Genomic DNA, 22283 nt, shown 5'->3' on the forward strand with positions numbered 1-22283 from the left:
GATGGCGCCGGCGATCAGGCCGCCGATGGCGGCGCCGATGGTCGCGCCGATCACCGCGCCGGTGAAAGCGCCCAAGACGACGCGCGCGCCGAATTGCTGCGGCACCTTGCGGCTCGGCGTCGACGGCAGTTGGTCGGTGACCAGTTCGGCGATGGCCAGGATGGTGAAGATGCCGACGGCGATCCAGTGGCCCATGAAACTCGCCCAGGTGCCGGCGACCGGCAACCAGCCAAGCCAGGCGCCCCAGGCGACAGCGGCGGGTGCGGCCATGGCGCGCAGCCCGGCAACGACACCGATCAGAAGTGTAAGCCCGTAAAGCATGGTTGATGCCCTCGATCACCGGGTCCGGGACAGGTCCGCGAGGGCAAGCTAGCATAGGATCGGCGTTTGACCAGAGGTGGTGTAGCGCAGAATCACTCGGCACCTCGCGCAGCTTCACTTGGCAGTGAACGCCGGACCAGCCGCGATTACTCGGGCGCCATGCTTGCCTATTCAACGCATCGCCACTCAGACGAGCAGACGCACCGCTAACAGTCCAGCAAACAACCCGCCGATCGATAGGGCAAGGGAGGAGACAACGTACAGAATCGCCAAGGCAGCATCGCCGCGCTCCGCCAGGAGGACGGTGTCGAGGGAAAATGTCGAGAAGGTTGTGAACCCTCCCAGCACGCCCGTCGTCACGAACAGCCGCGTTGCCTGTGGTAGCCAGCCTTGATGGCCCAGTATTCTGCGATCGAACCCATAGCGAAGAAACCAAGCACATTCACGGCCAGCGTCCCGAATGGGAAACTCATGCCGAAAAGCTTCAACGTCGGTGTGTTGACGCCAAGACGGAATGCGCCGCCTAAACCGGCACCGAAGAAGACGATCAGATAATTCACGGACGGCGCTTTCGACTGGCTATTAGTGCACTGCAGACAACTATGATGACGCTCCCGCCCAAAAGCACGCTCCCCAGGACGAGCGGCGGCGTGGCAGTCCATTTCGCAAGCGCTGCCATAGCCGCAACGAGCCCGAGCACGGCAAAAGCTAGAAACTCGTCGTCAATGAACATGCCAACCAGTTCGTGCAGGATCAGGATGAACATTTTCATGAAACCCTCGCCACGGCCGGGCGGGCGACCAGCTTGATCGTAAGCAGCCCGACGGTCAGAAAGATTGCCACAAAGGCAAGAATGGCAAGATCATGCCCCGGCCAATCAATGCCGAGACCTTCGCCGGTCCAGAATACTCCAAATGCCGAAAGCATGACGCCAACACCGAACTTAAGGGTGTTTTCGGGTACTTGCGCGAGCGGTCGATGAATAACGACGCCTATTGCCAACACTAGGACGCAGGCAGCCAGTGCACCGATAGCCGCAGGCAACAGGAGGCCTCGGCCTGCTCCGACCGCGATGACAATGAATACCACCTCCAGCCCCTCCAGAACCACGGCTTTGAACGCCGTCATTCCTGCAAGCCAGCCGAGATGGGCTTCCGGACTGCGCCTTGCCTCGCGCAGTTGAGCCTCCTCCTCAGCAAACGCCTTCACCTCATCATGGAGAGCGAGAACGCCGGCGGCACGTAGAATAGCTTTGCGCAGCCACCGGAGGCCGAACAGAAGCAACAGCACGCCGATGACTAACTGCAATGCGTGAAGGGGAACGCGATCGAGCAGCGGCCCCAGCGTTAGAACAAGAAGTGCAAGCAATGCCAGCGCGGCGCCGGCGCCAATGACCGCAGGGCGCCAGCCTCGAACCACTCCGACCGCTAGCACGATTGTGAATGCCTCGACCACTTCAACAAGTGAAGCGAGAAAAGCTGCACTGACCGCAGGTGCAATGGTTGTCCAAGTGAACATCCAGCCCCTTCCAGGGTTCAAGAAACACACAGCTCTGGAAGGTCGGGAGGTTCGACATGCTCCTACCGACGCAGAGCGCCCGGTAGGAGTCATCAGCCTTGCGGCGGTTATTGGGGGACTCCATCCCCATCGGCCTGTAACCTAGTGCATCTTTGCAGTTCGTCAAAATTGCAGTTCGTCAAAATGCTTCACAAAAAGGTGCTGGTCATCGCTCGCGGCGAAACCAATGACGGATTCCTGGAGACTGGAGGCGGCCATGGCCGGAAGCGAACGCGCGAAAATGGCGGCGGGCGAGTGGTATTGCTGCCTCGATCCGGAACTGGAGACGCTGCGGATCACGGCACGCGACGCGGTGTTCGAGCACAACAGCCTGCCACCCCGGCAGCGCGGCGATATCGGGCCTGCCTTGCGGACGCTGCTCGGCGCTGCGGGCGCGGGCGCTCGGATCGAGGCGCCGTTCCACTGCGCCTACGGCTTCAACATCTTTCTCGGCGGCCGCGTCTTCCTCAATGCCGGCTGCACCGTCCTCGATACCGCGTCAGTCCGCATCGGCAGCGGCACGTTGCTTGGCCCCAATGTGCAGATCTACTGCGCCGAGCACCACAAGGAGGCGGCTGGGCGGCAGGCGGGTCTGGAGATCGCCAGGCCGATCGAGATCGGCGAGCACGCCTGGATCGGCGGCAATGCCATCATCCTCGGCGGAGTCAGGATCGGCGACGGCGCCATCGTCGGCGCAGGTGCGGTGGTGACGCGCAATGTGGCGGCGAACACTACTGTCGTCGGCAATCCGGCGCGGCCAATCAGGCGCGGCTGAGCATCCTTTGCTCCGGTAGGAGGTCATGTCCTCGTCCCGATAGGAAAGCAGCTGGTGTCACTTGGCCGGAGGTGGATGCAATCGCGTGTCGAGCGCAAACGCCTCCTGAATCTTCATGGCGTATGCCCCTCTGGCGACGCTCGCGTCGAAGATCAGGTTCCAGCTATAGTGCGATACGGCGCTCGGAATCACCACGAACCGGTGTCGTTGTAGAAGACCGTCGCCGAACGCCTGCTGCCCGGAGCTCGGAATGCCCGGGCGCAGCCAATTGGGGTTGGGCACGGCGGCGGGGTCGACGATATGCACATCCGTGACATCGCTGACGATCGCTGCCGTCATAACATGCGCTATCGTGTCGAGCGCCCTGAAGCCCTTATGGACGGCAACTTCTAAGATCGCAGTCGAAGGATCGATCGAGCAGTAGACCGCGCGCACGCCCTTGCTGTTCCAGCGTCCGCCGACCCTGTATGCGCCCTCGCCGCTGTCCCATGTAGACGCAAACGCGGCCTGATCGAGGCGCCATCCGATGAGATCGGAGCCACCAAGCGCTGCCGGCAGGGGCGTCATGCATAGACGCCATATTCAAGCCGCTCGAGATAGTCTTCTACAAGCTCGACACCCGCCGGCGTCGCCAGGAGATCGATTGGGCGGCGCTGGTCGAGCCCGATCGCCGGGCGCTCCAGCCATTGCTCAGCTTCCGCCTGCGAACCGAACACGTCGGTCGCTTTCGACAGGATCTCCGCGAACTTCCAGGTTCGTCCGCTCTGATCCTGATTGAGAGGCTTGGAGGGGACATCCTTGCGGCGCTGATAGGTGCGCAGGCTCATGCCGACCGCCTTCTCGAGCGAATCGGTCTTCTGGATGAAGACGAGTTGCCCAATGAGATGGTCCAGCGCCGAAGCCGGCAGGCCGTGCAGAAGCAACTCATGGGCATCCAAAGCGCTGCCGAGCTGTCGTGACAGAATGCGGGCGCCGCCGAGCAGCCTGGCCACCTTCTGCAGGTCGCTGCCGCCTGCCTTTGCAGCGGCCTTCTCCAATGCCATTGCCATGGGGGTTGCCTCTTTGCGTCATCTGTCGCTTTCATATATGACACGTGACGCGAACTATTTCAATGACGGGCAGGATCGAGGCAAAGCAATCCCTTCAAGAGAAAAAATAGCCTACAACTCGGGCTAGATGGCAATTCGACGTCGGCGCCGCCCCTCATCTGCCTGCCGGCATCTTCTCCCCGTAAAGTGACGGGGAGAAGGGGCCGGCCGCGACCTCCGCACCCTTCCTGCAACGCTGGAGATTGGCGAAATCGTTCGCGAAGGCGTCTTTCTCCCCGTCACTATACGGGGAGAAATGCCCGGTAGGGCAATGAGGGGCAGTGCAAACTTGAAGCGATTGCCTGGGATCGAGAGCCGGCGCCAGTCAAATCTCACCTTGGCGTGTGCGCCACGCGCTCGCCCTCAGCGCTCTTCGAGAACTCGCGCCGGTACTGCACGGGCGAGGTCCTGAGCCGCGCCGCGAAATGCTGGCGCAGCGAGGTGGCGCTGCCGAAGCCGGCCTCGAAGGCAATCGTGTCCATCGATTTTTCCGTTGCTTCCAGCAGCCGCTGCGCCAGCTGGACGCGCTGGTCGGTCAGCCAGTCGCCGAAACTGGTGCCGATCGTTTTTTGGAAGCGGCGCGTGAACGTCCGGCGGGTAAGGCCGGCGAGACCGGCAACGCTGTCCAGACCGTGCGGATCACCCAGGGTTTTGCGCACCGTTTCGAGAGCCTGGGTGAAGCGGTCCGCATTGTCGGTCCTGGCGATGGGGCGTTCTATGAATTGCGCCTGCCCGCCCTGCCGATGCGGAGAAAGCACGATCTGCCGGGCGAGGCGAAGCGCTGCCTCCGCGCCATAACGAGCCCGTACGACGTGCAGGCAGCAGTCGAGCCCGGCGGCGACGCCGGCGGATGTCACGACATCGCCATTGTCAATGTAGAGCACTTCCGGTTCGACGAGAATGTCGGGATAGAGTGCCTGCAGCTGATCCGCGTAGGCCCAGTGCGTCGCTGCTCGCCGCCCCGTAAGCAGTCCGGTTGCCGCGACAGCAAACGTGCCAAGGCACAGCCCGACGATCAGCGCGCCGCGCTCGTGCGCGCCAAGCAACGCCTCAATCAGTGTCGTCGGCGGTGAGATCCCGAGATCCTTCCAACTCGGCACGATGACGATGTCGGCGTCATCGAGCGCGGAAAGCCCATGCGGGACGCTGATGGTCAGTCCGGCATCGGTGCGGATCGGCCCGTCCTCAATCGCGCAGACCCGGAAGTCGAATCGCGGCAGGCCGAGCGACGTGCGGTCCGCGCCGAACACGAGGCATGGCACGGAGAGATGAAACGGGCTGATGCCATCGAAGGCGATGGCGGCGACGACAGGATCGGTCATGGAAGCACCAACAGGAATAGGACCCGATTGTCCTAATTCTTTCGAACAATGTCAATCGGGACACTTTTTGCGATCCTGCGCCGAGCTTATCCTTCACCCATCAATGCCAACGAGAAAGGAAAACCCATGTTGGAACCAGCCAAAGGCAAAGCTCCACGCCGCGCCCTCATCGTCATCGACGTTCAGAACGATTATGACGGCGGCAACCTCGCCATCCAGCATCCGCCGTTCCGCGAGAGCGTCGTCAATGTAGCGCGAGCGATGGACGCGGCCACCGAGGCAGGCGTCAAGGTGGTGGTTATCAAGCAGTTGGCACCGGAAACCTCACCGGTCTTCGCCAAGGGCAGCCATGGCGCCGAGTTGCACCCGGAAATCGCCAGGCGAAGCCGCGACCACTACATCGAAAAGAACTTGCCGAGCGCCTTCACCGGCACGGATCTCGAGGAGTGGCTGCGCGCCAACGCTATCGATACGATCACAGTCGTCGGCTACATGACGCATAATTGCGATCTGTCGACGGTCATCCACGCCGTGCATATGGGTTTTGAGGTGGAGTTCCTGGCGGACGCAACGGGGTCGTTGCCCTACGCCAACAGCGCCGGCTACGCCTCGGCGGAGGAAATCCACCGCGTCGTGACGATCGTCCTGCAGTCGCGCTTCGCGGCCGTTCTCAAGACAGCCGAATGGATCGACTGCCTGAAGACCGGCGCGGTGCCGAAGCACGATACACCCTATGCCTCCAACCAGCGCGCACTGGCGCGAAGCGCGGCGTAGGAGACTATTGCGAACAGGCAGAAGGGCGCTGCAGCGTTGCGGCGCCCTTTGCCGTTCGAGCGTTGATTATCCTTAGAACAGGCCTTCGATCTGGCCCATTTCGTTCAGGAAAATCTTTTCCGAGGACGGCGCTTTGGGCAGGCCGGGCATGGTCATGACCTCGCCGCAGATGATGACGACGAAGCCGGCGCCGGCAGACAGCCGGACTTCGCGCACCGGCACGGTGTGGCCGGTCGGCGCGCCACGCAGATTCGGGTCGGTCGAGAAGGAATATTGCGTCTTGGCCATGCAGACCGGCAGGTGGCCGTAGCCGGCGTGCTCCCAGGCGTGGAGCTGGTCGCGCACCGATTTGTCGGCGATCGCTTCGGAACCGCGATAGATGCGCTGGACGATGGTGTTGATCTTCTCGAACAGCGGCATGGCGTCGGGATAGAGCGGGGCAAATTGCGATGCACCGGATTCGGCCAGCGCCACGACCTTGTTGGCGAGTTCCTCGATGCCGGCCGATCCCTGAGCCCAGTGCTTGCACAGGATCGCCTCTTCGCCCATCGAGGCGACATAGGCCTTCATCGCCTGGATTTCGGCATCGGTGTCGGAATAGAAATGGTTGATGGCGACCACGGCCGGCACGCCGAACTGGCGGATGTTCTCGATGTGGCGGCCGAGATTGGCGCAGCCCTTCTTGACCGCCTCGACGTTCTCCTTGCCGAGATCTTCCTTCTTGACGCCGCCGTTCATCTTCATGGCGCGAACCGTCGCAACGATGACCGCCGCCGCTGGCTTCAGACCGGCTTTGCGGCATTTGATGTCGAAGAATTTCTCGGCACCAAGATCGGCGCCGAAACCGGCTTCGGTAACGACATAGTCGGCAAGCTTCAGCGCCGTCGTGGTGGCGACGACGGAGTTGCAGCCATGCGCGATGTTGGCAAAGGGGCCGCCATGGACGAAGGCCGGGTTGTTCTCCAGCGTCTGCACGAGGTTGGGCTGCATGGCGTCCTTCAAGAGCACGGCCATGGCGCCGTCGGCCTTGAGGTCGCGGGCATAGACCGGCGACTTGTCGCGGCGATAGGCGATGATGATGTCGCCGAGGCGCTTTTCGAGATCCTTCAGATCGGTCGAGAGACACAGGATAGCCATTACTTCCGAGGCGACGGTGATGTCGAAACCGGCTTCGCGCGGGAAGCCGTTGGCGACGCCGCCGAGCGAACAGATGATCTCGCGCAGCGCCCGGTCGTTCATGTCCATGACGCGGCGCCAGACGACGCGGCGGGTATCGATGCCGAGCTCGTTGCCCCAGTAGATGTGATTGTCGATCAGCGCGGACAGCAGATTATGCGCGGTGGTGATGGCATGGAAATCGCCGGTGAAGTGGAGGTTCATGTCCTCCATCGGCACCACCTGTGCATAGCCGCCGCCGGCGGCGCCGCCCTTGACGCCGAAATTCGGTCCGAGCGAGGCTTCGCGGATGCAGACGATGGCCTTTTTGCCAATGCGGTTGAGACCGTCACCGAGGCCCACCGTCGTCGTCGTCTTGCCTTCGCCGGCCGGCGTCGGGTTGATGGCGGTGACGAGGATCAGCTTGCCGTCCTTGTTGCCCTTCACCGATTTGATGAACTCGGCCGAGATCTTCGCCTTGTCGTGGCCGTAGGGCAGCAGATGCTCACTCGGAATGCCGATCTTCTGGCCGATCTCCTGGATCTGCTTCTTCCTGGCGCCGCGCGCGATCTCGATGTCGGACTTCACTTCGGCCATGACGGCTTCCCTCTGGATTGGACGGATTTGACTAGTGTGGTCGCAAGAACAGCTCGGCACTGCAGGCGCGGGCATGTTCTACCCTTGTCCCTGCCGCGGCGTCAACTTTCATGCAACTATGTTTCCTACGAAGAAAATATTTCCGCAGCCGGGTGCCCTGCTACAGGTTCTTTTCGCGCCGGTTGCCGCGCCGTATAGAAGCCAGAGCAGGCGCCGTTCCGCCGTCTCAAAACAGCCGCGTAATACGCGAAAAACGACAGAAGCAACGGCGCAAATTCACCAGCGCCGGCTGTGCGGAACGATTCGCTACTGCGTCAGCACGTTGCTGATCTCGACCATGTTCGAGCGCACTCTGAGCACGTAAAAGCCCATCGTCGTCAGATGCGTTGGCAACAGCCAGCCGTCCTCGCGGCCATTGGCGATGATGAAGGGCTGGATGCGCAGCGCCGAGACGAACTGGGAGTCCATGGTGTCCCACAGGTTCTGCAGGTGCTTTTCCTTGATGACGTCCTCGAAATCGGCCTGCGCGCCCTTCATCAGCCCGTAATAGGCATAGAGCTGGCCATAGGCGAACCAGAAGCGGTCGTCGGCGCGGGTGTCGAACCAGCCATTATTGTGGTTTTCGGCGCGCTCCTTGAGGATCGCCGAGGTCGAGCCGATGTCGGACGAGATGCGGTCGATATACTGCTTGAGATTGTCGGCGCGGGCGTCGAACGTCGCCTGGCAGGCTGCCAGCCGGGCGTTGAAGGAACGCAGCTTGCGCACCGCGTCGCGATAGTAGCTCGGCGTCGGTGTCTTGGGACCGAACGGGTTCAAGCCGAAGTACCAGGTTTCCTCGTCGAACTGCAGATTGCCGCGGGCATCCTGCAGGTCGGCGTCGATCTGCGAAGTGGTGCGGACACGGCCGAGATTATCGGCGAGCTCGGTGGCCGTGCGCCGCACCGCCTGGTTGATGCCGCGCTGGAACGAGGCCTTGTTGTCCATGAACGGCGTGTGGTCCCAGTCGATGCCGAACAGGCCGAGTTTGTAGAGGATCATCGACGACACCCAGGCATTCTGGTTGACGTTGAAGTCGGTCAGGTCGGCCGCCACCTGGGCAATGCCTGAGTTTCCGCAGGTCTTGGCCGTATCGGTGCCGGCACCGGCGGAAAGCTGTTCACCGGCGGAGCTGTTGCGTTTTTCGAAGGTGTATTTGTCCACGTAATTCGGGTCGAAATTGTTCCACCACTGGGTGGCGTAGAAGAAATTGACATAGAGGCCGATCAACACGAGCACAGCCAGGCCGAGCACCGCCTTCAGGATCCAGCCGCGTTGCGTGTACCAGCGCCCCGCCCACAGGAACGGCCACAGGATCGCACCGATGAGCAGGCCGATGCCGCGGCCAATCCACTGGAAAATCCGGGTGAAGAAATTCACGATCGGATCAAGCATGGCGATGTCACCCCTCAGTCAGTCAAGCCGTAAAGGCGTGTGCGAAACGCCACCTTGTCCTTCAAATATGTGGTTTTCAGAACGTCCACAACATGCGATCGCCAGGCATCGCTGAAGCCGTCATAATCCCTGTAGAAGCCCGGCTTGTTGAAGACGTAACGCGAGACGAAGTCCTGCGGCACGAAATCAGAGATCAGCTGGTTGGTCAGCCAGGCGTCGGGATGGTCCGGTTTGGCGCGGATCACCAGGAAGCGCTGCTGCGGGAACACATCCTCGATCTTGAGATGGCCGAGCTGGGCGATCTCGCGCTTGGCGGCGTTGAGGAAAGGAAAATTGCTGTCCTTGGTGATCAGATCGGCATGGCCGTGGATCCAGGTCTGCAGCCAGACCTTGTCGACGTCGGTCAGATTGCGGTCGGGCTCGGTGTCGCGGATCAGCGCGCGCACCACCATTTCGGCGCGATGTTCGAGATAGCCTGAGGTTTCGATCCATGAGGCGCGCGGCAGCTCGATGCGGCCGGTCGAGGCGAGGAACTTGAAAACCTTGTCGGCGTCGTGGATCGAGAGGTAGCTCACCTGCCATGGCCGCGAGCGGCGGAAGCCGGGCGCTGACGGGTCGCTGATCACCGTCGTCACGTCCGGATCGACGAACACATAGAGCCCGCCGAAATGGCTGGTCCAATAGGCATTGTGGCGGAAGATCACCTGGTCCGGCACAAGCGCGTTCTCGCGGATGTCGCCGCAGACCTTCGCAAGCTCGACCATGCGGGCCAGCATGGCGTTGTCGCGCCAGGCATCCGGTTCCTGCTTCAGCCGGTCGACCAGCTTGCCGAGTTCGGCGGCCTTGCCCAGCACGTCCTCGGCCGACAACACCTTGAACTCAACCTGGTTGATCGACAGCAGATCCTCGATGTCGTCGACCTTGGGGACCGAATCCTCGATCTCGCCGTAGATGACGTCCTTGATCGTCAGTGCATCGATGGCGCGCTGGTTCTTCGACATGAATTCGAACATCAGCAGCGAGGTGTTGGAGAATGCCGTGTGCACCACCGGCAGGTCGATCTGCGACGGCGTCAGGATGATGAAGCGGCGGTTGACCTCGTTGGGATCGAGATAGCTGTAGTCGCCGCATTCCTCGGCGACCTGCGGCGAGAAGCCGGTGCGGTCGATCTCGAAGCTTTTCAGCTTGGTCGGCTTCAGGCCGAAGGCGACCATCGCCTTGTTATAGCGCTGGATGAGATGCGGCTCGTCGACCGTCAGCAGCCGGCCGTAGATCAGCTCGTTGTCGCGCAGCAGATCGGGTTTCTTGGTGGGGGTCATGTTGACGGCACCGAAGGAATTTCAGCCGAAGGACGAAGCGCCAACGCTGACGCCCCCCTCTCCCCGTGAAGAACGGGGAGAGGGTAAGGGTGAGGGGCGGCGCGAACGGTCAAGGACATGTCTCTCCATAGCCTTTGGCGGCGACAAATCGAAGATCATGCGTTTCGATATGGCGTTCGAGGCGTCCTTCGATCGCAGCCAACACTGTTTCAAGCACTTCTTCCCGGTCCTTCAATACATCGACGTTCCAAAAGCGCAGGATGGACCAGCCATTCGAGACGATGAAGCGATCTCGGGCTCGATCATATTTGCTGCCGATATGCTGACTTCCATCGACTTCGACGACAAGCTGACAGTCTCTCCAGGCGAAGTCGGCAAAGTAAGACCCTATCGGGAACTGCCGCACGAATTTATAGCCGTTCAGCCTGCGGTCGCGCAGTTCCATCCAGAGCGCGGTTTCCGCATCATTGTCGGATTGACGCAGGCGCCTTGCTCGCTTGGTCGTCTCGATTTCTGGCCCACGCATGCGCTGCCCCTCACCCTTACCCTCTCCCCGTGAAGAACGGGGAGAGGGGGCGTCAGCGTCTGGGCCAGGTCTTTCAGCGTTGCTGTGCGAGCTTATCCATTGCACCAGTGGCATCCGGGGAGAAGGAAGAACCTCACCCATTCCACAGCCCCTTCTTCTTCATCTCCTCGATCTCGCGGACCGCACGGTCGCGCAGGCGGGTGTCGCGGATCAGCTTGGTCACCGCCGCATCGTCGGATTTGTCGGAATAGCGGAATTCGGAATCCGCGTAGCGGTTGATCTCCTGCATGACCATGTCCATCGAGAACGGCCCGCGCAGTTCCTCGATCATCGCTCTCTTGTCGTCGTAACCCTTGTGCATGAAGGCTTCCGGCTTTTCGAACCACTCGTCGGGCAATTCGATGTCCATGGCGCGCATCTTGATCGCATCGGTGACGTTCTTGATGGCGCGTCCGGTGAAACGCGGCTCGGCATCCTTGATCAAGTGCAGATAGGTGCCGATATCGGCCATCGACTTCGGCGCGCCGTTCTCCTTCATGTAGCGCTCATAGACCTTCATCAACCCGTCTTCCTGCGGCTTCTCATGCTCCTCATAGGCCTCCATCACCGCGCGCTGGATTTCCTGAGCGGCATAGAGCTTGTGGTCGCCGAGCGGGATCTTGTGGTTCTTGCCGGCGAGCAGAACGAAGATGTCGATATAATCGTCGCGGCTCTGCGGGCCGTCGACCAGCCAGCGGGCGCCGGCGCGCTGGCGCAACGCGTCGTCGACGTTCTCGGGATAGTTGGAAAACATGCCGAACGAGCAATTGCCGCGCACGACGGTGGCCGCGCCGGCAAACGCGTCCATCAAGACACCGGTGATTTCCTGCTGGCCGGCCGAGGCGCGATCGTCGGACCGGCGTGCCGCCACCTGGTCGATATCGTCGATGGTGCCGAAGCCGATGACGCGCGGGTTCAGCACATTGTTGATAAACTGGCGGCAATTCTGGCCGGACTTGCCCTGGTAGGAGGAGATCTGGTCGACACCGAAATTCTCGTAAGCAAAGGGATAGCCGGCGACCTGGCAGTAGCCGTTGAGCAGGCCCGCGATCATCTGGATCAGCGTCGTCTTGCCGGTGCCGGGCGCGCCGTCGCCGATGAAGGTGAACAGGAAGCCGCCAAGCTCGACGAAGGGGTTCAGCTCGCGCTCGAAGTCGTAGGCCATCAGCATCTTGGCCAGCTTGACCGACTGGTATTTGGCGATGTGGTTGCCGACGACCTCTTCCGGTTTTTTGAACGTCATCACCAGCGGCTTTGCCCGCTTGCCGGGGGCGACGTCGAAACCATCAAGGGTAAAATCGTCGACGTCGATGCGGATATGGGCGTTCTCGAACGGGCCGATGCCGTCGAAGCGGCCCTTTCGCGCCAGCAGCCCGTCGATGGCAGCGCGGGCGAAGGCGCGGGCACGGGTCATCAGGTCGGCGTCGTCCTTTGAGCCTGATATCGCCCTGTCGAGGCCGGCCACGATCGACTTCACCGCATCCTGCGGCGTGTCGAACAAAAAGTCCGGCTCGGGCGTGTCGTTCGGCGCCTCGCCGTCGCTGTCGATCAGCTGGAACAGATAGGAGGCGAGGCTGAAGGCGGAGATGTAGGCAGAGGCCGACAGCAGCTTCTTGAAAGTGGCGGCTTCCTCGCCTTCGAGCGGCGCGCGGGTGTTTTTCGCCTGCAGGCTTTCGAGGTCCGAGCCTTCGGCAAAGACATCGGATATGGCCAGCGCAATCGCCAGCCCACGCCGGGCGCGAAATAACAGCGTGTGCTGCGGGATGGTCAGCAATTGGTCGTTGGGATGGACGGCGGCGACGGTTTTGGCGAGCTCGACTTCGCGGGTGCGACGAACCGAGCCGACCGAAACGGTCGAGACGAAGCGGCGGTTGGTGCCGGCGAGCGCGGTGCCGGATTCGCGCGACGGGTCTTCCAGCACGACAATGCGGGTGATGAAGCTCTGCGCCGTGGCGCGGTGCTTCTCGATTGCCGCTTCGGAGATCGTGGTCAGGCCGGTGTCCATAAGGGGAGCTCCGCGATTTGACGGTCAGACGTCGCTGATGACCTGCCCTTTGGACAGGATGTGGACCTTGTAGCCCGAAAAGATCTTCTGCGCCTCGCCGGCGGCGTAAAGCGCCTGATAGGCCTCGTGCGGGATCAGCGCGTGATTCTCATAGCTCGACACGCCCTGGCGTGCGGCCTCGAGATCGTCGGTATTGATGAAGAATTCCTGCGTTGTCTTCTCGCTCGAAAACAGCCCCTTACGGCCGGGCTTCTCGGCCTTGGAAAAGACCTCCTGGATGGTCCAGGTCAGCAGCCAGGCGTTTTCCGGCTTGCGCACCTTGGCCAGGACTTCGCTCACCGTCGAATTGTTGTCGGTAATCCCTGCAGAATAAAACGGGCCGAGCACAACGCGACGCAGCTGCTTGGGATGCAGCGACTCGAAATCCTTGTCGAGGTTGACCGCGATCGTCGCCGGCGACAGCGTGTAGGCGGAATTCTTCTCGGTGAAATCGTCGAAACGGTGGGCGAGCTCGGGATTGAGCAGCCCGTCGACCGGCAGCGGAATGTCGACCCTCTCATTAAGCTTGCCGCTGCTGTCGACCAGCTGCCGGATCATGTCGTCGGAGGAATCCTCGACCGTCGCCATGTAGACCAGCGGCAGGTTGGCGCTGCCGTCGAAGCAGGCCCAGTGGACCAGATAATAGGGCCGCAATGTCTTCGGATTGACTGAAACCTTAGCCGTCTGCGCCAGCGTGAACGGGCCGAAGGTGGTCCCGCTCTTGACGTCTTCGAGATAAAGCCGCTCGGCCATCGACTTCTGCAACGCTTCGGGGAATTCCTTGTGGCGCAGGATGAAGTCGGCCATTTCCTCGCGCAACTCGCTGGCCAACGGGATGACGGCGAGACGGCTGTCGGCCTGGAGGCGGTCGTTTTCCAACTCCAGCAGGTTCTGGAAGACCGGAAAGCCGCTCTCGGCGCGCGAGATGCGGAACGTCTCGGCAAAACCCAGCCGATTGCGCCAGCATGAGAACGACTTGTCGAGCCGCGCAATATATTCGGCGACGACCTTGGCGACGATGCCATGCCGGTAGAGCGGCGAGCGATCGTCGCGCATGAACACTTCGAGGCCGCCAAGTGCCGCCGCGATCGCTGAGAAATAGCGCGCCGCCGCTTCGTTTTCGGGAGTCATGCTGCCAGCCCTTGGGAGCAGTGCACGTGCAGCAATTACGACTGCACGTAATTTGCCGAATTGTGCTTCTTCATCACATCGTCGAAGCGGCGGGCGAAGGCATCGTCGGCGAGCTTCTTGCGGCGCTGGATGTCGGCGGTGGCGACCATGTTCTTCTCGTGCATTTCAAGCAGATCGCCAATGTGCTTCTGCGAGGCAGCACCAATGCCGGCCATGGTCTCTTCGGCGGTGTTGTCGACCTGGCTGCCCAGCGTGTTGATCTTGTGGGCGACATCCTGCTGGGCGGCGGTCTTCAGCGAATCTTCGAGCGCCTTGTACAGCACGATGCGCTGCTCGGTATCGATGGTCAGCTTGTTGATCAGCGTCGACTGCGCCGCGATCTGGTTGTTGAGCGAATCGACGAACGTCTGGAACATCGAGGTGTAGCGCTCCAGCGTCTGGCTTTCGGCGAGCAATTCTTGCTCCTTGGCCTGCTTCTCGTTGTATTCCGTGGCCAGTTTCGAGCGCTCGCCTTCAAGCTGCGTGCGCTCCTTCTGGCTGGTCGAGGCGGCGATCTTGTTCTCGATGTCAAGCAGCATCGGGTTGAGCTGCTCGATGCGCTTCTGCACGGTCTCGAGGTTGGTCATCGTGGTCTTGCGGCGCTCGATCACCTGCGACAGGCTGGCTTCGGAGGTCTTGTAGCGCGTATCGAGAACCTGCTTCTGCGCCTTGAGAATGCCGACGATGGTGTCCGATTTCGCCAGCAGCTCCTGCAAATTGCCGGCCAGCGACATGTTGCGGACGCGGTCGGTGCGCATGCGCTGCTTGCGCTGGCTGGAGAAGACGCCGACGAAGTTCTCCCAGCCGGTGTAGTTCTTCATGCTCTCGAATTCGGCGCCGAAGACGTTGGTGGCGTCCTCGAGGCCGATGATCAGGTCGGCGATATTGCCTTCCATCACCTTCTGCTGCTTCAGCACATCCTCAATGCGGGCATTCTCGATGTCGAAATTGGCGTCGCCGATCTTCTTGTCGGCGGTGGCGAGCGTCTCGAGCACAGTACCGGACTGCTCGATCTTGGTGCGCATGTCCTGCACGACCTGCTTGGTCTTGGCAATCTCGGCATCGAAATTCTGCAATGTCGCCATTGGGGCCTCCCGCTTCGGCATCGGTTTCGTTTCGCAAACCGCCGCGAATATATGTGCCGCGTTTGGCGAATGAAAGACGGAAGACATGGGATTACAGGAAAACAAAAGAATTTCAGGAGGCCGACCGCAGGATAGTCAGGCAATGATTACGGTGTAACTGCCGTCCGGTCAGACACCGCTTCAACCGCGGCTGGACTTTAGGTCGGGAGCGACGCTCAGGGCTTGGGATCGGCCTTGAGGTAGGCGATGACATTGGCGATGTCGTCGTCGCTGGTCAGGCCGGAGAAGGCCATTTTATTGCCGGGGACCTTCTGCCGCGGCGCGCGCAGGTATTCGGCAAGGTTTATTTCGTCCCAGACCAGGCCGGCGGCGCCGGCGTCCTTCATCCCCTGCGAGTAGCGGCTGAGATAACTGTCCGCGGTGCCGGCGGTGCGGCCGACGACACCCAGCAGATGCGGGCCGACCTTGTCGCGGTCGCTCGTTGCCTCGTGACAGGCCATGCATCTGTTGAAGACCTTCTTGCCGAGAGCGGCATCGCCGTCGGCATGCGCGGCAAGAGCGCCGACGATGAGGAAAGCAGTTGCAGATGAGATGGCTCGAAGCATGGGAACTCCCCGACGGCTCTGGCTGAGAGGTTTTGAAAATAGGAAGCAGGCCTTAACAAGCGCCGCACGATGGCGCGATTGCCGAACGAATGTCGGCTGGGCGGTCGGATGGAAGCAACGCGCTGGTCAGGTTTTGATGAAGCCGATGAAATCGTCGGGCATGGCGCGGCCCATTTCCTCTTCCCAATGGCGGCGGCAGAGTGAGACATAGACGTCCTTGCCGATCGTCACCTGTTCGCCCTGTTTCGCCACCTTGCCGTCGGCGCCGAGGCGGACCACCATCGTCGCCTTGCGGCCGCAACGGCAGATGGTGCGCACCTCGCGCAGGTCGTCTGATATCGCCAGCAGGGCGCGCGAGCCGGAAAACAGCTTGCCCTGGAAATCGGTGCGCAGGCCATAGCACATGACCGGGATGTTCAGCCGGTCGGCGATGCGGGCGAGTTGCCAGACCTGATCCTCTTCGAGGAACTGCGCCTCGTCGACGAAGACGCAATGCACCGTGGCGTGGTCGTGATGCTCGGCGACCCGGGCAAACAGATCGTCGCCGTCGCGGAACATCTCGGCCTCCGTCTCCAGGCCGATGCGCGACGAGATCAGCCCGGTATCGCCCTTGCGGTAGTGGCCGGCGATGAACAGCATCGTCGTCATGCCGCGCTCGCGGTAATTGTACGAGGCCTGCAACAGCATCGTCGTCTTGCCGGCATTCATCGTCGCATAATGGAAGTACAGCTTGGCCATGCCGTCCTTTTAAGCCGAGTTGCAACAAAGCGGGGAGGGGGAGCGCCTACATTCCACCGGGAAAAGACGACTTCCATCCGTAAAGCGGCGGGCGTGTCGCTGATCGGCCAGCCTGCGCCGTTGTTCGTGATTGCCTTAGTGCTTGAAACCGCAGCAGAATGGTGTTTGGCTGACGGAACAAAGGTGGAGATAAAACCGCCACTTCGCTTCACCGAGAACTGAAATGGGAGAATTTCTATGTCGCGCATGAATTCATTCGTCGCCGGTCTCGGCCTGGCGGCTTTTCTATCCACGACTGGGGCCTTCGCCGGCGATGCGGAAAGCTGCAAGACGGTGCGCATGTCCGATGTCGGCTGGACCGACATCCAGGCGACAACCGGCATAGCCTCGGTGCTGCTCACCGCACTTGGTTATGAGCCGAAGGTCATCCAGCTTGGCGTGCCGGTAACCTACGAATCGCTCAAGAACAAAGACGTCGATGTTTTCCTCGGCAACTGGATGCCGTCGATGGCCAGCATCATCCAGCCATTCACCGCTGACGGATCTGTCGAGACCATCAGCGAGAATTTGGCGGGAGCCGGCTATGGCCTAGTGGTGCCGACCTATGTCGCGGATGCCGGCGTCAAGACGCTGACCGACCTCGGCAAATTCAAGGACAAGTTCGACGGCAAGATCTACGGCATCGAAGCCGGCAATGACGGAAACAAGATCATCCTCGATATGATCGCCAAGCCGGAAGACAATCTCGCAGGGTTTGAGTTGGTTGAATCCTCGGAAGCTGGCATGCTTACCCAAGCCGACCAGGCGATGAAAAACAACGAATGGATCGCCTTCCTCGGCTGGACGCCGCATCCGGTGATGGGCGCCATGAAGATCACATATCTCGGCGGCATGGGCGACAGCGGCTTCGGCGCCGCCACCGTGCATACTAACGTGCGCAAGGGCTACACCACCGAGTGCCCGAATGCCGGAAAGTTCATCGCCAATCTGAAGTTCAATCTGGACATGGAAGGCGAGATAATGGACGCAATCATCAAGGGCGCCGATGCCAACACGGCAGCGGGCGACTGGCTGAAGAAGCACCCGGACGCGGTCACGCCCTGGATTGCCGGCGTGACCACTTTCGATGGCGGCGACGCCGCGGCAGCCGTCAAAACTGCGCTCGGGAGCTGAGCCGGCTTTGAATTCAAGGTAACCAACCAAGAAGGGCAGCCATCTTAAAAGGCTGCCCTTTTTCATGTGCTGTGACAAGATGACCGTCCGGCTAGGATGGCGCGCCGACAGAAGAGGGGAAGATGGATCCGATTTCAAAATTCCTGGTCAGCTACAAGATCCCCGTAGGCGCTTGGGGAAAGGCCTTCTTCACCTTCCTCACCGACAATTTCAACACCGTCCTGAGGGCCTTTTCCAATGGTCTAAATTTCCTGCTCGACGGGATGGTCGACGGACTTCTTCTGTTGCCGCCCGTCCTGCTCATCGCGCTGATCGCATTGCTCGCCTATGCCCTGCAGCGTTCGAAGGGGCTGGCATTGGCCGTCTTCCTCGGACTGCTGTTCATCCTCAACCAGAACCTGTGGAAGCAGACGGTGGAGACGCTGGTGCTGGTGGTTGCCGCCGCCGCCACCTCGATGGCCATCGGCGTGCCGCTCGGCATCTGGGCCGCGCACAAGCCGAAGGTCTACCGCATCATGCTGCCGGTGCTCGACCTGATGCAGACGCTACCGACCTTCGTCTACCTGATCCCGGTGCTGACATTGTTCGGGCTCGGCAACGCTCCCGGCCTCATCGTCACCATCATCTTCGTCATCCCGACCTCGGTCCGTCTCACCCATCTCGGCGTCACCTCGGTGCCGAAATCGATCATCGAGGCCGGCGAGGCCTTCGGTGCCACCAGGCGCCAACTGCTGTGGAAGGTCGAATTGCCTTCGGCGCTGCCCACCATCATGGCCGGCTTGACCCAGTCGATCATGCTGTCGCTGTCGATGGTGGTGTTCGCCGCTCTCATCGGCGCCGGCGGCCTCGGCACCGAGATCAACCGCGCGTTGGGTTCCAGGAAAATCGACCTCGGGCTTGAGGCAGGGCTGGCCATCGTCGTGCTCGCCATCGTGCTCGACCGAATGACGCGCATCGGCGTGGGAGGCAAGAAATGACCGTCGCCGTCGATTTCAGAAATGTCGACATCGTCTTCGGCGCCGACCAGGCAGGCTCGCTGGCGCTGATCGACAGCGGCGCCACTCGCGCCGAGATCCTCGAACAGACCGGCAACGTGCTGGGCTGCGCCGGCGCCAGCCTCACCGTGCATGAGGGTGAGATCTCGGTGCTGATGGGGCTTTCCGGCTCCGGCAAATCGACGCTGCTCAGAGCCGTCAACCGGCTGAACGTGGTCTCGCGCGGCCAGGTGCTGGTCAAGGACGGCGACGGCACGGTCGACGTTGTCACCTGCGACGAGGCGACGCTTCGGCGGTTGCGGCAGAAACAGGTGGCGATGGTGTTTCAGCAGTTCGGCCTGCTGCCGTGGCGCACAGTGGAGGAAAATGTCGGCCTCGGCCTCGAGCTCGCCGGCGTGCCTGAAGCCGAGCGCAAGAAGCGGGTGACCAAACAGCTGAAGCTGGTTCATCTCGACCAGTGGTCGAAGAAATACGCGCATGAGCTTTCCGGCGGCATGCAGCAGCGCGTCGGCCTGGCGCGCGCCTTCGCCACCGAGGCGCCGATCCTGTTGATGGACGAGCCGTTCTCGGCACTCGATCCGCTGATCCGGACCAAGCTGCAGGACGAGCTGCTGCAGCTTCAGGCCGAGCTGAAGAAGACCATCATCTTCGTCAGCCACGATCTCGAGGAGGCGCTGAAGATCGGCACTCACATCACCATCATGGAGGGCGGGCGCATCGTGCAGACCGGTGCGCCGGAAGACATCGTGCTGCGGCCTGCCAACGACTATGTCCGCGACTTCATCGCCAATGTGAACCCGCTTTCGGTGCTGACCGCCTGGAACGTCATGCGCGACCGTCGCGACCTCGAGCACGGAGAGGACGGCTGGGTGTGGCTCGATCGGCGCAAGACGACACGCTTCAAGATCGACGAGCATGGGTTGGTGGCAGCGGCCGAGCGCGACGGCAAGCCGGCGGTGTGGGTCTCCTGCGCCGATGTCGAGGCCCAGCCGGAGGAGACGGCGCAGGTGTTCTGGGCCAATCCCGGCACTTCGCTGAAGACCGTGATGCTGGCCATGCACCGTTCGCAGACCGCACCCGTTGCGCTGTTCGACGACCAGTCGCGCTTCGTCGGCGCGATCGGCGTCAGGGACGTTCTGAGCGCAGTGTTGCGGCGCTAGAAAAACAAGGCCGAGCTTGGTCGCGTCCGCCTCTGTCCTGCCGGACATCTCCCCACAAGGAGGAAATTGGCTGTCATGGCCGGTTTCGCCACTCCAAACTTCAAAGAAAAGTCGCCGTCAGCGAAACTGCCAATCTCCCCCACGTGGGGGAGATGCCCGGCAGGGCAGAGGGGGGGCGCGAAGGAACGCCGGCTTAGCCCGATACCGCAAGCTAAACCGCCAGCGGCAATCTCAGTTCCGTCAACAGGCCGCCATCGGGATGGTTGGACAGGCTGACTTCACCGCCGGCGGCGCGGGCGATGTTGCGGGCTATGGTCAGGCCGAGGCCGAGGCCGCCGGTCTGACGGTTGCGCGACTGTTCCAGGCGCACGAACGAGCCGAACACGGCGTCGAGCTCGGCTTGCGGTATGCCCGGCCCTTCGTCATGGATCGCCAGCGTGATTGTCTTGCCTGATTGACGCAGGCTGAGATGCGCCCTCTTGCCATAGGTCACGGCGTTCTGGACGAGGTTGGTGACGCAGCGCCGGAGCGCGACCGGCCGCGCCATGCAGATCAGGCCGCGCGAGCGCGCGTCGTCATTGTCGAAGGAGACCTCGTCGAAGCCGTCGGCGATCGATTCCACCAGCGACCAGAAATCGATCCTCTCGCTCTTTTCCTCGGTCACTTCGAAGGTGGCGAAGTCGATGACCGAGCTGGCAATGCCTTCGATGTCGGCGAGGTCGTGCGCCAGTGCGGCGCGGACGGACGAATTCCTCAGCAGTTCGAGGCGCAGCCGCATCCTGGTCAGCGGCGTGCGCAGGTCGTGCGCCAGTGCGGCCGCAAGATGCTCGCGGTCCTCGACGTAGGCGCGCAGCCTCGCCTGCATGGCATTGACCGCCTTTGCCGCGGTACGCACCTCGCGGCTGCCGCTCTCGGCGATCGGCGGGCTTTTCACGTCCTCGCCGATCCGCTTCACCGCGGTCTCCATCATCCGGTAGGGCGCCGTCAGCCGGCGCAGCGACCAGATCGAGGAAGCCACCACCAGCCCGGCGATCAAGGCATAGAGCGGCAGGCTATCGAAGCTCAGTATCGGTCCGGCCGGTGTGTTCGGCTCGGTGAAGTTCAGCCATTGGCCGTCGGCAAAGCGAAGCGAAGCGGTCAGCTTGTCGCTCTGGGCGAAATCGGCCGCCAGCACCAGCAGGTCGCGCTCGACCTGGCCGATATCGGGGCCGGCGACCGTCCCACCGGGAGCGTCGGCTTCGTGCGTTGCCGGATCGCGGCGGACCCGCGCGTCGGTGATGCCGAACTTCGATAGCCGGCCGACCAATATGTCCTCCAATTCGGCCAGCTCGTCGTCGCCGGCTATCGACGAAGTAACAGCGGGCGTGCCGGAGACGGTGAGCGCGTAAGTGGCGTTGAACAGGCCGGAGGCCGTCGCCTTGCGCTGTTCGGGGGTGGCGTCATGCATCAGCTGTACCAGCGAGAAGGCGCGGTCGTTCAGCCGGTAGAGATCGACGACGTCATTGGCGGCGGCACGGTCGCGCGAAACGATGTAGAGGGTCGCGATCTGGCTGATCAGCAGGCCGGCGATGACGATGAGCAGCACCCAGACCGGCAGCGTTTGCGGCAGGATGCGTCTCATTCGGAGGTCGTCTCAGGCAGGAACTGATAGCCGCCGCTGCGCACAGTCAGGATCAACTTCGGCGTTTTCGGGTCGTCCTCCATCTTGCGCCGCAGCCGGCTGACCAGAATGTCGACGCTGCGGTCGAAGCTGTAGCCGCTGTCGCCGCCGGACAGCTCGATCAGCTGCTCGCGGCTCAGTACGCGCTGCGCGCTCTTGACGAAGGTCTGCAGGAGATTGAACTCGGCCATCGTCAGCTCGATCCTGACATCGCCGGGCGCCATCAGCCGGCGGCGCGAACAGTCCATCGTCCAGCCGGCGAAATGGTAGATCTGCCGCGAGGCGGCGCGTCGCGGCTCGGCGGCGCCATTGCGTCTCAAGACGGCACGGATGCGTGCGAGCAGCTCGCGCGGATCGAAGGGTTTCGGCACGTAGTCGTCGGCGCCCATCTCCAGGCCAACCACGCGGTCGGTGGTCTCGGTGACCGCGGTCAGCATGATGATCGGCGTGGAATAATTGGTGCGCAGCTCGCGGCAGAGTTCCAGCCCGCTCTTGCCGGGCAGCATGACGTCCAGAACGATAAGATCGACCTGGGCGCGGCGCAGGATGGTTTCCATCTCGATGCCGTCGGCGGCAACCAGCGTGTGCAGCCCCCGCTTCTGGAAAAACTCCTGAAGCAGGTCGCGAATGCCCTTGTCGTCGTCGACGATCAGTATGTGGGGGTCGGATTTCACAAGGAACCTGTCATTTGTGGATCGCCCAAGCCGTGCTTCGGCCGTCAGCCAGACGATAGAATTCAGGCCATAAGT

At 61.9% G+C, this 22283-nt stretch carries 23 protein-coding genes, 1 pseudogene and 1 riboswitch; of the genes and pseudogenes, 6 read left to right on the forward strand and 18 right to left on the reverse strand.

The features are described from left to right. The 4 genes and pseudogenes from NKJ08_RS28190 to NKJ08_RS28205 form a co-directional block, all read right to left on the reverse strand. Positions 1-321, reverse strand: a 321-nt coding sequence (locus tag NKJ08_RS28190) for a DUF4126 domain-containing protein (RefSeq protein ID WP_352784425.1), incomplete at its 3' end; no start/stop codon positions are given. Between the two features lie 186 nt (positions 322-507). Then, a pseudogene (crcB, locus tag NKJ08_RS28195) lies at positions 508-881 on the reverse strand (fluoride efflux transporter CrcB). Next, complete coding sequence (locus tag NKJ08_RS28200; protein ID WP_352523114.1) at positions 878-1093, reverse strand: hypothetical protein; 216 nt, start codon at positions 1091-1093, stop codon at positions 878-880. Before NKJ08_RS28200 ends, crcB begins: the two are co-directional and overlap by 4 nt. Further along, positions 1090-1839, reverse strand: coding sequence for a COG4280 domain-containing protein (locus tag NKJ08_RS28205; RefSeq protein WP_352523115.1), 750 nt, complete (start codon positions 1837-1839; stop codon positions 1090-1092). The genes NKJ08_RS28200 and NKJ08_RS28205 overlap by 4 nt, the downstream gene beginning before the upstream one ends. Before the next feature lie 76 nt (positions 1840-1915). Continuing rightward, positions 1916-1976: riboswitch (Fluoride riboswitch) on the reverse strand. Between the two features lie 119 nt (positions 1977-2095). Between NKJ08_RS28205 and NKJ08_RS28210 the strand changes: the two genes are divergently transcribed. Then, complete coding sequence (locus NKJ08_RS28210) at positions 2096-2653, forward strand: sugar O-acetyltransferase (protein WP_352523116.1); 558 nt, start codon at positions 2096-2098, stop codon at positions 2651-2653. Between the two features lie 57 nt (positions 2654-2710). Here the strand turns inward: NKJ08_RS28210 and NKJ08_RS28215 are convergent, their stop codons facing one another. The 3 genes from NKJ08_RS28215 to NKJ08_RS28225 form a co-directional block, all read right to left on the reverse strand. Beyond that, positions 2711-3220 carry an RES family NAD+ phosphorylase gene (locus NKJ08_RS28215; protein ID WP_352523117.1) on the reverse strand — a complete coding sequence of 170 codons (510 nt, stop codon included), beginning with the start codon at positions 3218-3220 and terminating at the stop codon, positions 2711-2713. Beyond that, on the reverse strand, positions 3217-3702 hold the full coding sequence (gene parS, locus NKJ08_RS28220; RefSeq protein ID WP_352523118.1) for a type II RES/Xre toxin-antitoxin system antitoxin: 486 nt from the start codon (positions 3700-3702) through the stop codon (positions 3217-3219). The genes NKJ08_RS28215 and parS overlap by 4 nt, the downstream gene beginning before the upstream one ends. A gap of 371 nt (positions 3703-4073) precedes the next feature. Further along, the gene (locus NKJ08_RS28225) at positions 4074-5063 is read right to left on the reverse strand and encodes a helix-turn-helix domain-containing protein (protein ID WP_352523119.1); all 990 of its coding nucleotides are present in this window, start codon (positions 5061-5063) and stop codon (positions 4074-4076) included. 126 nt (positions 5064-5189) lie between these two features. Between NKJ08_RS28225 and NKJ08_RS28230 the strand changes: the two genes are divergently transcribed. Then, complete coding sequence (locus NKJ08_RS28230) at positions 5190-5837, forward strand: cysteine hydrolase family protein (protein ID WP_352523120.1); 648 nt, start codon at positions 5190-5192, stop codon at positions 5835-5837. A 72-nt stretch (positions 5838-5909) separates the two neighbouring features. On the opposite strand, the gene NKJ08_RS28235 is transcribed toward NKJ08_RS28230, so the two are convergent. The 9 genes from NKJ08_RS28235 to NKJ08_RS28275 all read right to left on the reverse strand — a co-directional run bounded on the left by NKJ08_RS28235 (position 5910) and on the right by NKJ08_RS28275 (position 16546). Then, positions 5910-7589 carry a formate--tetrahydrofolate ligase gene (locus NKJ08_RS28235; RefSeq protein ID WP_352523121.1) on the reverse strand — a complete coding sequence of 560 codons (1680 nt, stop codon included), beginning with the start codon at positions 7587-7589 and terminating at the stop codon, positions 5910-5912. A gap of 306 nt (positions 7590-7895) precedes the next feature. After that, the gene (locus tag NKJ08_RS28240) at positions 7896-9020 is read right to left on the reverse strand and encodes a DUF2333 family protein (RefSeq protein WP_352523122.1); all 1125 of its coding nucleotides are present in this window, start codon (positions 9018-9020) and stop codon (positions 7896-7898) included. Positions 9021-9034: 14 nt separating this feature from the next. Next, positions 9035-10339, reverse strand: coding sequence for a DUF6638 family protein (locus NKJ08_RS28245; RefSeq protein ID WP_352523123.1), 1305 nt, complete (start codon positions 10337-10339; stop codon positions 9035-9037). Positions 10340-10448: 109 nt separating this feature from the next. Continuing rightward, positions 10449-10865, reverse strand: a complete 417-nt coding sequence (locus NKJ08_RS28250; RefSeq protein ID WP_352523394.1) for an endonuclease domain-containing protein — start codon at positions 10863-10865, stop codon at positions 10449-10451. A 133-nt stretch (positions 10866-10998) separates the two neighbouring features. After that, positions 10999-12909, reverse strand: coding sequence for an AAA family ATPase (locus NKJ08_RS28255; protein WP_352523124.1), 1911 nt, complete (start codon positions 12907-12909; stop codon positions 10999-11001). 24 nt (positions 12910-12933) lie between these two features. Beyond that, complete coding sequence (locus NKJ08_RS28260; protein ID WP_352523125.1) at positions 12934-14079, reverse strand: hypothetical protein; 1146 nt, start codon at positions 14077-14079, stop codon at positions 12934-12936. Between the two features lie 35 nt (positions 14080-14114). After that, on the reverse strand, positions 14115-15203 hold the full coding sequence (locus NKJ08_RS28265; RefSeq protein WP_352523126.1) for a hypothetical protein: 1089 nt from the start codon (positions 15201-15203) through the stop codon (positions 14115-14117). 215 nt (positions 15204-15418) lie between these two features. Further along, entirely contained in the window at positions 15419-15808 is a 390-nt protein-coding gene (locus tag NKJ08_RS28270) for a c-type cytochrome (protein ID WP_352523127.1), read from the reverse strand. A gap of 126 nt (positions 15809-15934) precedes the next feature. Next, a complete protein-coding gene (locus tag NKJ08_RS28275) occupies positions 15935-16546 on the reverse strand; it encodes a thymidine kinase (RefSeq protein ID WP_352523128.1) in 612 nt (203 codons plus the stop codon). Between the two features lie 93 nt (positions 16547-16639). Between NKJ08_RS28275 and NKJ08_RS28280 the strand changes: the two genes are divergently transcribed. From NKJ08_RS28280 to choV, 4 genes are all read left to right on the forward strand, one after another. Next, positions 16640-16768, forward strand: a complete 129-nt coding sequence (locus NKJ08_RS28280; protein ID WP_352523129.1) for a hypothetical protein — start codon at positions 16640-16642, stop codon at positions 16766-16768. Positions 16769-16783: 15 nt separating this feature from the next. Further along, the gene (gene choX / locus NKJ08_RS28285; RefSeq protein WP_352776666.1) at positions 16784-17719 is read left to right on the forward strand and encodes a choline ABC transporter substrate-binding protein; all 936 of its coding nucleotides are present in this window, start codon (positions 16784-16786) and stop codon (positions 17717-17719) included. A gap of 122 nt (positions 17720-17841) precedes the next feature. Next, positions 17842-18696: a choline ABC transporter permease subunit gene (gene choW, locus NKJ08_RS28290; RefSeq protein WP_352523131.1), complete on the forward strand. Its 855-nt coding sequence runs from the start codon at positions 17842-17844 to the stop codon at positions 18694-18696. After that, positions 18693-19874, forward strand: a complete 1182-nt coding sequence (gene choV, locus NKJ08_RS28295) for a choline ABC transporter ATP-binding protein (protein ID WP_352523132.1) — start codon at positions 18693-18695, stop codon at positions 19872-19874. Before choW ends, choV begins: the two co-directional genes overlap by 4 nt. A gap of 211 nt (positions 19875-20085) precedes the next feature. Here choV and NKJ08_RS28300 read toward each other — a convergent pair whose 3' ends face one another. Both NKJ08_RS28300 and NKJ08_RS28305 read right to left on the reverse strand, forming a co-directional pair. Continuing rightward, entirely contained in the window at positions 20086-21495 is a 1410-nt protein-coding gene (locus tag NKJ08_RS28300; protein WP_352523133.1) for an ATP-binding protein, read from the reverse strand. After that, positions 21492-22208, reverse strand: a complete 717-nt coding sequence (locus NKJ08_RS28305; protein ID WP_352523134.1) for a response regulator — start codon at positions 22206-22208, stop codon at positions 21492-21494. The genes NKJ08_RS28300 and NKJ08_RS28305 overlap by 4 nt, the downstream gene beginning before the upstream one ends. Positions 22209-22283 lie beyond the last annotated feature (75 nt).

The sequence above is a fragment of the Mesorhizobium sp. M0244 genome, from assembly GCF_040321795.1.
In the GTDB taxonomy this organism is placed as follows: Bacteria; Pseudomonadota; Alphaproteobacteria; order Rhizobiales; family Rhizobiaceae; genus Mesorhizobium.